Annotated in this window: 10 protein-coding genes; all 10 read right to left on the bottom strand. The window is 38.9% G+C overall.

The genetic code is table 11. The annotated features are described in order from the left end of the window. Nucleotides 1-1107: glycine--tRNA ligase subunit beta (gene glyS, locus M0Q46_06290; GenBank protein MCK9583200.1), on the bottom strand; the 1107-nt coding region annotated here is incomplete at its 3' end. After that, the gene (locus M0Q46_06285; protein ID MCK9583199.1) at nt 1100-1954 is read right to left on the bottom strand and encodes a glycine--tRNA ligase subunit alpha; all 855 of its coding nucleotides are present in this window, start codon (nt 1952-1954) and stop codon (nt 1100-1102) included. The genes glyS and M0Q46_06285, both read right to left, overlap by 8 nt. Before the next feature lie 242 nt (nt 1955-2196). Next, the gene (recO, locus tag M0Q46_06280) at nt 2197-2850 is read right to left on the bottom strand and encodes a DNA repair protein RecO (GenBank protein ID MCK9583198.1); all 654 of its coding nucleotides are present in this window, start codon (nt 2848-2850) and stop codon (nt 2197-2199) included. A 26-nt stretch (nt 2851-2876) separates the two neighbouring features. Further along, nucleotides 2877-4178, bottom strand: coding sequence for a hemolysin family protein (locus tag M0Q46_06275; protein MCK9583197.1), 1302 nt, complete (start codon nt 4176-4178; stop codon nt 2877-2879). Beyond that, the gene (locus M0Q46_06270; protein ID MCK9583196.1) at nt 4150-5220 is read right to left on the bottom strand and encodes a hemolysin family protein; all 1071 of its coding nucleotides are present in this window, start codon (nt 5218-5220) and stop codon (nt 4150-4152) included. Before M0Q46_06270 ends, M0Q46_06275 begins: the two co-directional genes overlap by 29 nt. Nucleotides 5221-5226: 6 nt before the next feature. Then, nucleotides 5227-5622 (bottom strand): rRNA maturation RNase YbeY, encoded by a 396-nt coding sequence (gene ybeY, locus M0Q46_06265; protein MCK9583195.1) that lies wholly within the window; start codon nt 5620-5622, stop codon nt 5227-5229. 160 nt (nt 5623-5782) lie between these two features. After that, nucleotides 5783-7240 carry an HDIG domain-containing protein gene (locus M0Q46_06260; protein ID MCK9583194.1) on the bottom strand — a complete coding sequence of 486 codons (1458 nt, stop codon included), beginning with the start codon at nt 7238-7240 and terminating at the stop codon, nt 5783-5785. After that, nucleotides 7230-8192: a PhoH family protein gene (locus tag M0Q46_06255; GenBank protein MCK9583193.1), complete on the bottom strand. Its 963-nt coding sequence runs from the start codon at nt 8190-8192 to the stop codon at nt 7230-7232. The genes M0Q46_06260 and M0Q46_06255 overlap by 11 nt, the downstream gene beginning before the upstream one ends. Nucleotides 8193-8208: 16 nt before the next feature. Next, nucleotides 8209-9987, bottom strand: a complete 1779-nt coding sequence (aspS, locus tag M0Q46_06250) for an aspartate--tRNA ligase (GenBank protein MCK9583192.1) — start codon at nt 9985-9987, stop codon at nt 8209-8211. Between the two features lie 214 nt (nt 9988-10201). After that, nucleotides 10202-12574: a beta-galactosidase gene (locus tag M0Q46_06245; protein MCK9583191.1), complete on the bottom strand. Its 2373-nt coding sequence runs from the start codon at nt 12572-12574 to the stop codon at nt 10202-10204. Nucleotides 12575-12922: the final 348 nt, after the last annotated feature.

The raw sequence follows: 12922 nt of genomic DNA, 5'->3' as shown, positions 1-12922 counted from the left end.
GATTTTTATAACCCTCTGCATTTTTTCATATACGGTGCCAAGTTCTTTTTGAAATACCACACCGTTTAATTTTTCAACTTTATTAAATAATGGGGTTGCCGTATCTTTATTAAAAAAGAATTCCGCGTCGGCAAGGCGCGCTTTAAGAACTCTTTCATAGCCATCGCGCACCACATCTTGATACTCTGATATTCCATTTCTTATTCCAATAAAGTTGTTTGTTAGTTCCCCTTGTTCATTTTCCAAAGCAAAAAACTTTTGCTTTTTACGCATACAGTTTATTAACACTTCTTTTGGGATACTTAAATATTTTTCATCAAAATTGCCAACTACTGCCACAGGGTGCTCTACAAGAAAATTAACTTCGTCAAACAAATCTTCGTCCGGGATAGCAATGCATTTTAACCTTTTAGCAGCAGAACTTACCGCCTTTACCAAAGCAGTGCGACGCTCTATTGTTGATGCAATTATGCAATTATTTCTAAGGGTAGAGAGATATTTTTCAGGGCTTTTTATGGCTATACTTTTTGTACCACTGGTGTGCAGGCCAAATGTTGTATTTGACGCCTTTACGCCTGCAAGCTGCAACTTAACTGTTTTGTCACCAAAGAGGGCAACTATATTTCTTAGCGGCCTTGCAAAGCGAAAACCACTACCTTCCCAAACCATTGTTTTTGGAAAATACAACTGGCTGATTATTGCGGTGAAAATAACTGAGAGTAAATTCTGAGTTTTTTCACCAGGGATTACTTTTTTTACAGCCAGATACTCCCCTTTTTCTGTTTGCACTTTAAGCAATGCTTCTGGCTTAATACCGTGCTTTGATGCAAAACCCTTTGCGGCGCCAGTAAAGCCACCATTTGCATCAATTCCTGCTTTTAGAGAGGGACCTACAAACTCTTCTGTACGCTCAGCACTCTTTTCCGCAAGGCCGCTAATTAACAGTGTAATTCTGCGAGCTGTTGCGAATATTTCAATTTCTTGCGCGTTAAGTGCGTTTTCAGCTAAAAGTTTTTCACACAGGGTTTTTGCCTGCGCCATTGCCGGTTGGATATATGCGGCCGGTATTTCTTCAAAACCAATTTCAAGCAAAGCAGGTTTAAACATTTGCAGAAACCTCCTGCGCAAGATACTTTTCGGCAACTGCTTTGGCAAGCGTTCTTACGCGCAAAACATAAGAGGTTCTCTCAGTTACTGATATAGCGCCACGAGCATCAAGCAAATTAAATAAATGTGAACACTTCATTACGGCATCGTACGCAGGACGAGGAAGGTTTTTATCTAAAAGTTTAACTGCCTCATTTTCCCAATCGGTAAAATGAGTTTTAAGCATTGGAACAGACGCTTCTTCAAAGTTATAACGAGACCACTGTTTTTCATCTTCTAAATGTACTTGGCCGTATGTAATTTTATTGTTCCAAAGAATATTGTAAACACTGTCTTTTTTTTGCGCGTACATCGCAAGGCGTTCAAGGCCGTAGGTTATTTCAACTGATATTGGGTTTAAGTCAATGCCGCCAAGTTGCTGAAAGTATGTAAACTGTGTTACTTCCATTCCGTCAAGCCACACTTCCCAGCCAAGCCCCCCTGCACCAAGGGTAGGTGACTCCCAATCGTCCTCTACAAAACGAATGTCGTGTTTTTTTGGGTCTAAACCAATTGCTTTTAAACTTGCCAAATAAAGTTTTTGTATATCTTTCGGTGCTGGTTTTATAATTACCTGATATTGATAGTAATGCTGAAGACGGTTTGGGTTTTCACCGTATCTGCCATCGGTAGGCCTGCGAGACGGTTCCACATAAGCGGCTGACCATGGCTTTGGGCCAAGGCATTTTAAAAATGTGCCAGGGTTAAATGTGCCGGCACCTTTTTCTAAATCATATGGTTGCCAAAGCAAACATCCCCTTTTTGCCCAAAACACATTTAGCGTCATAACTATTTCTTGAAAATTCATTTTTTTATTCCTTTTTCATTTATTATTGATTAAGCATAAAATAATTATTTGATGTCATTGCGGTGAAAACCGCAATCCAGCTCAACACTGATTCCATTTTCTGGATACCGGCTTTCGCCGGTATGACGGCTAATTACTGATTCTGTTTTCTGTATACCGACTTTTGCCTGTACGACGACTAATTACTGATTCTATTTTCTGGATACCGGCTTTCGCCGGTATGACGGCTAATTTGTTTAGTTTTACAAGTTTGCAAACATTCTATAAGATAAACGACGCGATACATGAAACTCAAGATATCTATCTATGTGCTCTAAAACCTTGTTCTCAAGCGATATATCAATATCTATCAAACAATCTATATCTTGCCCGCACTTAGTTGCCATTGTACAAATAGCATTGAACTCATGATTATTCATTTTTAAGTTGCCAGTTTTAATAAACTCTACAAAGTTATAACCCGATAGCTTTAAAAACCTTAATGCGAATGAAGAAAATATTCTCCATGGGTTTTGCGCGGTTTCTAAAAGCGTCCATGCACGCAATAGCAGTTCATATTTTTGTTCGTTTTGAGAATCGTACGGTGTTAATGCGTCTAATAACTCACTGCACGCCTGCGCGGCTGCAAAGTTTTTCCAGTTTAAGCGCAAAGTTAAAAACCCATTTGATATTTTTGCCGCTGTAACTTTTGGCCTTGCATTTGGCCTTGCCATATAAACCATAAGGCGACTTTGGGTTATCGGCTCACTTGCAGCAGCAAACTTTGCTTTTATTTTCTTTGCACCCGGGAAAATGGCGGATATTTTACCAAGTTCGGCTGTATAAAGTACTGCGTGCTTGTCGGCCTCTGCGGCAGTTTTTGTATTTAAAACCAATGCGTTTATATTATAATACATAAAAGTTATGTCGGTAAAGAGATCTTTTAAATTATTTTACTGTTTTTATTTTCTATTTTTTTTATTTGTATTTCCCGCACCTTTCTTTTATCGGCATCTATTATTTCTACTTCCAACTCGCCCCAGATAACTTTCTCACCCGGGTGAGGAATTTTACCAAATAGGTCTAGCACCCACCCACTCATTGTGGCAAACTCCTGCGACGGCAAAGAGAGTTTTAGCTCACGATTTACCTTACTTAAGGTTTCTGTGGCTTTTATAAGGTAAGAGTTATCTGGCATAGAAAAAATGCCCTTTGCGCGCACATCATCTGACTCATCCCAAATTTCACCTACAATTTCTTCTACAATATCTTCAATTGTAGCAAGCCCGACTGTTGAGCCAAACTCATCTACCACAATTGCCATATGCTGGTGCCCTTTTTTAAACTCTCTTAATACATGGTCAATTTTGGCAGATGAAGGCACAAAATACACCGGCCTAAGAAGGTCTTCAAGCAAAAACAATGTGCCGTCGCGCCATGCAAGTATTACATCTTTGCTGTAGATTATACCAACTATGTTATCTATGGAACCACGATAAACCGGTATGCGCGAGAAACCTTTTTCTATTATTTGTTCAATTACATTTTCTGCGCTTTGGTTTAAATCTACTGCTTGAATTTCTGTACGCGGAACCATTATTTTACTTATGCGTGTTTGGCGAAAATCTATAATATTGCTGATTATATTTCTTGCAGGGTTTGAAAGCGGTAATGTTTCGTCATTAAGCAACAATACTTTTAGCTCTTCAGGCCTGATAAAAGGTGTTTCGTGCGATTTTTTTCTGTCAAATAACCAGATTAACTTTTCAGAAATTCTAATGAGGAATCGGCTTATTGGGTACACCACGCGGTTCATCGGGCCTAAAATCGGAAGCACTAAAAGTGAAACTCTTTCGGGAAAGTAACGGCTTGCAATTTTAGGTATAAGCTCACCAAAAAATAGTGTGATAGTAATAACAACTATAGATGCAATAAAAGCAATAACTTCGTAAGACAGCTTTAAACCACCTGGGGCGCTTAAATCTAATGCAATGGATGAACCCACAACCGCGGCCCCAACCATAGAAAGGTTTGTACCGATAAGTATTGATGCAAGTATTTCATTTGGGTGTTCTTCCCATAATAATATCCAGCGTTTATTGCGAGGATGTTTATTTTTAAGCGCGGAAAAAGTAAGCGCGTTCGTGCTGGTAAGCGCGATTTCAGCACCTGCAAAGTATGCAATGGATAAAATAGATAAAACAAATAGTATAAGTTTAATTTTTACTAACAGCAGTATTTCCACTGTTTCTTCTCCCCAACTCAGCTTCATCTAATATGTCGCCAACTATCTCTTCTAAAACATCTTCAAGTGTAACCATACCGCAAACAACGCCAAAAACATCTTTTACAAAAGCAATATGAGTTTTGCCGGTTTGAAAGTCATTAAGCAGGTCGTAAACTTTTTTTTCTGCTGTGATAAAATATGGCGGGCGCAAAAGCTCATCTATACAACTGCCTTTTTTGTTTAAGCGACACTCTGCGAGCATATCTTTTGAGTGTATAAAACCAATTATTTTATCAGGTGTTCCTTTATAAACAGGTATCCTGCTCCTGCCTGTTTCTACAACTAAATCTATAAACCGCTCTTCCGGCAGATCTGCCTTTACCGACTCAATTTTTTCCAATGGTGTCATTATAACAGCTACCGCCATATCACCAAGCAATAGTGCTCTATCTAACATCGTGCTTGCTTCATTGCCTAATGCTTTTGTTGTATCTGTCTGTTTTATCAACCCTCTTATCTCTTCAATACTTAAAAAATTAAACTTGCTAAATGGCATTATGTTTAACTTAGGAAAGAACTTTCTTGCACAAGCTATTAGTGGGTCAAACACCGGTCTAAATAATGCTACTAACCTTGCAAGCACCGGCAAAACAGAGAGTGTAACTTTTTCGGGGTTTCTGCGCCCATATATTTTTGGAGCTATTTCGCCAATAATCAAAAGTAAAAATGTTACCAAAAGCCAAACAAAAAACTCTAACACCTCGCGTTTTAGACCACCTGAAACAGAAAGAAGCATATTGATGGCAAGAATTGTTGCCATATAGCTAAGCACCAGGTCATTTACCGTATTACCCACAAGAACAGTTGTAAGTATGTAATAGGGTGATTTTAGCCACTGGCTTAATGGGCCTGCAAGGATTTTATTTAAGGCGATGAGTTTTTTTATTCTGTACTTTGATAAGCTTGCAAGCGCCGTTTCCGCAGCCGACCAAAAAGCAGACGCCGCAAAAAGAAAAAGCAGAAAAACAAAGATAAGAACTGAAATTAAAGGTGAAAGCATATGTTGTTATTTTACTATTTTTGCGAAGAGTTTGTCTTGTAATGTAAACATTTTTTTCTTTTGGCTTGGTGAATAATCGGTGTAACCCGCAAGGTGCAATACACCATGCAACACCAAATAAATTAGTTCATTGCGCCAGCTGTGAGCTTGCCACTGTGCTTGTTTTTTTGACCTGCCACTTGCTATGTAAATATCACCTTCTATTGCCTCTGTATTATAAGAAAAAGAAATTACATCCGTTATTTTGTTTGATTTGATGTATTTTTTATTGAGTGATTTTATTTTTTTGTCATCTACAAGCACAAAACAAATATCGTTTGCTTTTATACCGCAGGCATTTACCGCAAGCACTGATGCAAAACGCAATATTTTTAGATGCTCTTTTGGGAAGTTAGCAAACAAAAATTTATTAATGAATCTCCGCCCACCAAGCTGAGTGGTATCAGCGGTTCTAATTCTTTCTTCCTCTCCCTTGCAGATTGTGTTGCAATTGTCTTTTCTTCCTCTCCTTCGATGGGAGAGGATTGAGGTGAGGGTGAGTTTGGGAGAAGGAATTATTAAGTTAATCTTTTTCATAAGAAATTCTTGTGTGGTATATGCCGCTTAACGATACAAGCATACTTTGCGAAATATTGTGCAGGTCTTGCAAAGTTATCGGGCATTGTGAAAATTGGCCATCGGTAAATTTATTATTGACTATGGTTTCTACAATATCTTTTAGTTTCCCTGCTGAGTAATCTTCAAGCGATCTGCTTGCGGCTTCAACAGAGTCGGCAAGCATTAAAATAGCAGCAACTTTTGTTTGAGGTTTTATGCCCTTATAACGAAAGTTTTCTATGTTTGCCTGCTCGTCTTGTTCAAGTGCCCTGTGATAAAAAAATCTAACAAGCGATGTACCATGATGCTGCACAATTAGGTCAGTTATAACTTTATCAAGCTTGTGTTTTTGCGCAAGGGCAAAACCGTCTTTTATATGTGCGATTATAACCAGACTTGACATAGCAGCACTTAGCGAGTCGTGCGGATTTTGCGATTTATTTGCATTTTCAATAAAGTACTCTGGCTTTGCGAGTTTTCCTATATCGTGATAATATGAACCAACCCTTGCAAGCAACGAGTTTGCCCCTATTGCCTCTGCCGCCTGTTCCGCAATTGATGCAACCATTAATGAGTGATGATATGTGCCGGGGGCCTCAAGCATTAAACGACGAAGAAGTGGGTGATTAAAATCAGCTAACTCTAATAGTTTTATCTTTGTTGTTTTTGAAAAAAAACTCTCAAGATACGGCAGGAACGCAAGCACCATTATTGCAGAAGCAAAACCGTTTAGAGCACCCCAAAGACAGTTCATTTCGTAAGTGTGTATTGGCCAAAGAAAAAACAGGTGAATTGCTGTTATGGCAACAATATTTACTGAAGCTATTTTTATACCAAGCTTTGTAATATCATTTCTTGATCTTATTTTATCAACAAAAACAATTCCTGCCAGCGAGCCGAAAATGCTCACCAAAAAGTACTCCATGCTAAAAGAGTTTATTATGCCCATAACTATGCTTAAAAGCGCGGCAGAAAGCAATGCAATACGCCTGGAAAGTAACATTCCAAAAAGTACAGCAAAACCAGCAATTGGCGTAGCAAGCGAGGCATTCCAATTTTTAAATAACTGCATTAAAAGTGCCGCCACAATAAACAAAAAACCCAGCAGCATTACCCCATCGGCGTCAGCAAGAAAATCTCTATTGTCTGCAAATAGATAAAAAAGAATAAACGAAACTATCAGTGTAAGCAGTATAACAAGCGCGGCTATTTTTGCAAAAGAAAAACCAACGGCAAATAAAAGCACAATAAAGAAAACAAGAATACATAAAAATGCCACAAGTGCGGGAGGTAGGTTTATTTCTTTATTCCAAATACTTTTTTCTTGACCGCGCAGTGTTTGAGAGCTCTCAGTTTTTTCAAGAGTGTGCAAAAAGGCACTAAGAATTTTTTTAAGCGGTGTTCTAAAGTATTTATTGAACATTTTTACCGCCTATATTTTTGTTATCTGACCCATAAGCCATAATTATTTTTTTAACTAACGGGTGGCGCACAATATCATCTTGTTGGAAATGTATAAACTTTATATCGTTAATTTTAGAAAATAATTTTTGCGCTTCAACAAGGCCGCAATTGTTTTTGTTCTCTAAATCTATTTGGGTTATATCGCCGGTAACTATTATTTTGCTGCCAGTGCCCATTCTGGTTAAAAACATTTTCATTTGTTCTAAAGTGGTGTTTTGTGCCTCATCTAAAATAAGAAAGGCGTTATCTAATGTCCGCCCGCGCATATAGGCAAGCGGTACTATCTCTACGGTTTCTTCTTCCCTGTAAAACCTAAACCGTTCACTGCCAATCATTGAAAGAAAAGCATCGTAAAGCGGTTTTAAATAAGGGTTGATTTTATCGTACAAATCACCCGGCAAAAACCCAAGCCGTTCCCCGGCTTCCACCACAGGCTTTGTAAGCACAATGCGCGAAACACTTCCGACTGCAAGTGCCCTTAACGCACAGGCAACCGCAAGATAGGTTTTACCGCTTCCGGCCGGACCAATGCCAAAAACCATATCATAAGAAGCTATTGCATCTACATATTTTTTTTGATTATTACTTCTGGGTAGTATTTTTCTGCCTTGGAAGGTTATAAATATTTCTTCTTTGGTGTTGCAAGAAACCGCGGTATTTTTTTTATTGCCTAAAATACTATTTGGCAAGGTTTCATTTTGATTGCGCATTTCGTCTAACTCACCAAGAGCTCTTTCAACTTTTTTATCGGGACCGCGAACAACAAGTGAAAATTCTCCGCTCTGAGCGCTCTGGCGCACAAAAATCTGCACACCAAAATCTCGTTCTATCTTTCTGATATTTTCATCCTGCTGACCCATAAGTGAGATTGCCTGAGCAGAACTTTTAAGATATATTTTTTTGGTAACCACTTTTTGCAATTACTATTTAACTTCCATTATTTTTAATTATTGATACGGGCTTTATGCCTAACTCTTTAAGCTGCTTTTCGCTTACTAAAGCTGGAGCGCCCGAGAGTGGGCAAGAACCCTTTTGCGTTTTTGGAAACGCAATAACTTCTCTAATTGATTCTTCTCCCGCAATTAAGGCACAAAGGCGGTCTAAGCCAAGTGCTATACCGCCGTGAGGAGGCGCACCATAACTTAGAGCATCAAGCAAGAAACCAAACTTTTCTTTAGCTTGCTGTGGGGTTGTATTTATTAATGAAAACATTTTTTCTTGTATTTCTTTACGGTGTATTCTTATTGAACCGCCGCCAAGCTCAACACCATTTAAAACAACATCATATGCTCTTGCTCTAAGGTCAGCACCTTTTGAAGTATCATCTAATAGCGCAAAATCTTCTTCTTTTGGCGAAGTAAAAGGATGGTGCATAGCATTCCACCTTTTTTCTTCACTGTCCCATTCTAGAAGCGGAAAATCGGTTACCCACAAGAAATCAAAACGCCCAGGAGGTATCATTGCATTTTCTTTTGCAATTTTTATACGCAAAGCCCCAAGCCCTTGTGCAACTATTGATTGATTGTCCGCAAGGAAAAGCCACAAAGAACCCGGCTTTGAGTTAAATTTATTTGATATTCTCACTAAATCATCCGGAGTAAAAAATTTTACGATGCTTGACTCATAACCTGCCTCGGTATGTTTTATCCAGGCAAGCCCTCTGGCTCCAAAGTTTGCAACAAATTTTGTTAGCTCTTCAATGTCAGAACGCGATGCTTTAGCGCCACCTTCAAAACAAATACCACGCACCACACCGCCACTTTGCACAACAGAAGAAAAAACCTTAAAGCCACAATTGGCTAAATCTTGAGTAAAATCTTCTATTTCCATATCAAAACGAATATCGGGCTTGTCACTGCCATAACGAAGCATTGCGTGCGCATACGGCATTAAAGGAAATGGAGTTGTAATAGAAATACCGACAACATCAAAAATTACCTTTAGCATTCCCTCTATAATTTTCATAATATCTTTTTCATCTGCAAAAGAAAGCTCTAAATCTATTTGAGTAAACTCCGGCTGACGGTCAGCACGAAGGTCTTCATCGCGGAAACAACGAGCTACCTGGTAATATCTATCAAAACCAGAAACCATTAGTATTTGTTTATACAATTGAGGCGACTGAGGTAGCGCAAAATACATACCCGGGCTTTGACGGGCTGGCACCAAAAAATCGCGCGCTCCTTCAGGTGTTGATTTGGTTAACATCGGAGTTTCTATTTCTATAAAACCATTCTCGTTTAAAAAATTCCTTGCCGCATGGGTAATTTTATGTCTTAAAATAAAGTTTTTTTGCACAGCCGGCCGCCTTAGATCTAAGTAACGGTATTTAAGGCGCAATTCTTCTGATGTCTCGGTATAATCTGATATTTCAAACGGCAAAGAGGGGCAGGTATTTATAACTTCAAGTTCACTACAGACAATTTCAACAGAACCGCTTGGTATGTTTGGGTTTATTGTCCCAGCAGGCCTTTGGCGCACAACACCACAAACTTTTAAAACAAACTCGCTTCTTATTTTTTCAGCATTGGCGAATATTTCTTTTTGATCCGGCCCGAAAACAACCTGCACAACACCAGTTCTATCACGCAAGTCAATAAATATTACTCCACCATGGTCGCGCCGTGAATGCACCCAGCCAAAAACTATTACGTTTTCACTTATGAATTTTTCTACAACATTCCCACAATAATGTGTTCTCTTCAAATTATTACCCTCAATTCCAAATTCATTTTTTTAAGGATATGTCGCAACTGCCATTTTCATCCTCTCCCTTGACGGGAGAGGATTGAGGTGAGGGTGTGCATTCGATAATAACTCTCATTTGACCCCCTCATCCTAACCTTCTCCCGCCAACACAGGGGAGAAGGAATGATTTGGTAACCACCCCACAAACAGGGCGAAATTACCAAGTTAAATCTTAGCTAACAACTATGTTGTCTTTACCACCGCTAAGCTCAAAATCAAAAACAATGCCATTCTTTTTTGAACTTACGGTTATCTTTTTACCATTTACTAAAACCTTTTTGGCTTTGGTTATCAATTCCATTTCGCATATTGAACCTTTTGCACCATTAACCGTAAACTTTCTTTCTTTTTTGCTTTCAGAAAACTTTAATACTTGAGCACTTGAGTAACGAATTATATCGCCATTTGAAAGTGTTACATTAAGAGGCAAAACAAGTGAAGTTCTGTTATGCAGTTTTATAACGCCCTTTTTAGGAAATGTCGTTTTGGCTTTTTCGCCTGGTAATACCAAGGAAAGTTTTGTGGTTTTTATAGCATCGTGAAAATTGGCAACAAATAGAAAACCAAACTGTTCATTTTCCCTTAAAACAACTGCAATTTCTTTCTCTGTGCAATCAACATACGGTTTTATGCCTACTAAATCTGCAAACTTTTTAACCAGATCTATATGATAGTCAAACATATGGTTTAAACCAAAACCAAGCACCAATGCTTCACCTTTACCATATTTTACAAGCGCACCGCATGGTTTTGAGTCGCTATAAGTGACAATTGATTTTGCATTTTTATTTAATTCAAATGTACTCAGCTCACCTTGCGCAAGATAGTCCTCTTTGCCAATAAAAAAGAGCAGATGTTTTACTGTTTTTTTCTCAACTTCAACACCAAGCGCATCGGATAGTACTGAGCATTTTTTAAACGCTAAGTCGTACTCTAGCATTGCGGGGTTTAGCATTAGCTTGCCGCCAGCTTGCACATAATCAGCGAGTTTTTGTTGCGTTTGTTCATCCATAAACTCAAGCGAGAAAACCACAAGCGACGGTTTTTTTAGCAACTCTTTAAGTGTGGCTTTTTGCAGGTCAACAAAATTGTAATTTATGTTGGCAACTTGCAACAAACGGCCAAGCCCGTCATAAAACAACTGCATTTTTTTCCATTCAAGAAGTTCAATATACTCACCTGAGAGATATTCCGTAGTGTAATATGGGGCATAAAAACCTATTGTCGTGTCGTAATGTTTTTGGGTGTTGCCAATTTGTGTGCCGAAAAGTTTTATTATGTCGCCAAACTCCTGCAATGCGCCAAAGTGTTCTTGTTTTTTGCCTTCTTTGTTTACCGGCGCCTGCCAACCATGGTAGGTACCGAAAGCGCCAAATGAAAGCTCGTTTTTACCACCTGAAAACATATAACAATTAACAGCATTTAAACCATGCGCTGTTGATGTTTTAAGGTTTAACTCAACATCCTGCGCATAGAGTTTTGGCCTGTCACGCATTATGCCTGTCTGAAGTTCCGCGCATACAGATGGAATTCCTTTTGTTGTAATCATTTTAACCACTTCGGATGTTATAGAAATATCATGGAAGTTCTCGTAATCAAGGCGACGCATTTGGTAAGCACCGCCAAATATAACTTCTGGGACATAATCTTTAAAATCACGGAACATCATAGTAGTCATAGGCGAAAAAACACCGCGGCCGCGCACATCAAAATCATAAAATTGAGGTATGTTTGCAAGCACAGGCAAGTGTACTTTTCCAGCACGCAAAAGAGTGTGAAGCTTATGAAAATACTGCGCGTAATAACGCTGATAAAAATTCATCCAATCCCAGAGCATTACCCTGTTTTGAGTATCTGAGCCATCGGCAGGTTGTTTAATTTCCGAGAAATCGGAATGTTTGGTGTTGTAAGCAGAATTAAGCACAGATATTTTTGGGTACTTCTCAAGCAAAAACTGCCTGTAAAGGTTTTCAGTGTCATCACTATAATCGGCGGCTTTGTTTAACCAGTGCACCATGCCTATTTCGTTACAAAGTTGTACAAGAATTATTGGCCCACTTGGGTGCTGGTTATGCTCTATTATTGGCACAACTTCATCATACCAGCTGCCAACAAGCTTTTGAAATGTTGAGTTAAGATATGCAAGTAAGGTAACATGCGGAAGGTTTGTTATTTCCTTGCCACGCACGAATACCTCTGGATAATTTTTTAAAACCCAGTCGGGGACACCTTCATTAACAAGCTCAGCATTTGAAACCGGACCAATGCGCGCAATAAATTTTAGGCCGCTATTCTTTACAAGTTCAATAAATTTTATCAGGTTTAAATGGGGGTTGGTTTTGCCTTCAAAATCAAACTTACCCTGAGCATATTCGTGCAACGACCATGGAATGTAAGAGCTTACTGTGTTTAAGCCGGCATCTTTTGCGGCGTTTAAATGTTTTTGCCAGAGCTTGGAGTCTATACGGAAATAGTGTATTTCACCTGAATATATGTAAAACGCTTTTCCATCTATTGTGTAACGGCCACTTTCAAGTTTAATCATACAATTATCCCCAATGTCGCCCGCCCTTTGGGCGAGGTCTCGCCCGCTAAGAGCGAGGCGGACATTCCGCATTCCACGGAACATAGTATTTAAAATTAATAAAACCGTTTTAGATCCCAGATTTAGGCACTAGGGAATGACAGACACTTTTTTTGTTTGTCATACCGACCTCACCAAGGGCTGGGAGGTATTTTGCTGTTGATTTAAGATCTCTCCTCACTTCGCTCATCGGGATGGGCATAATACTCAAAAAGTGTTGCTATTTTTGATAGTTTTGAAGTAGCAAAACCATTTTAAGTAACTAATTTTATGATTTTCAGAAAGACCACGATGGTTTCTATATTGATG

Source organism: Endomicrobiales bacterium (assembly GCA_023228045.1).
Taxonomy (GTDB): Bacteria; Elusimicrobiota; Endomicrobiia; order Endomicrobiales; family JALOBY01; genus JALOBY01.
The sequence above is the reverse complement of the archived record's forward strand: the minus strand, read 5'-3'. Positions and strand labels throughout refer to the sequence as shown.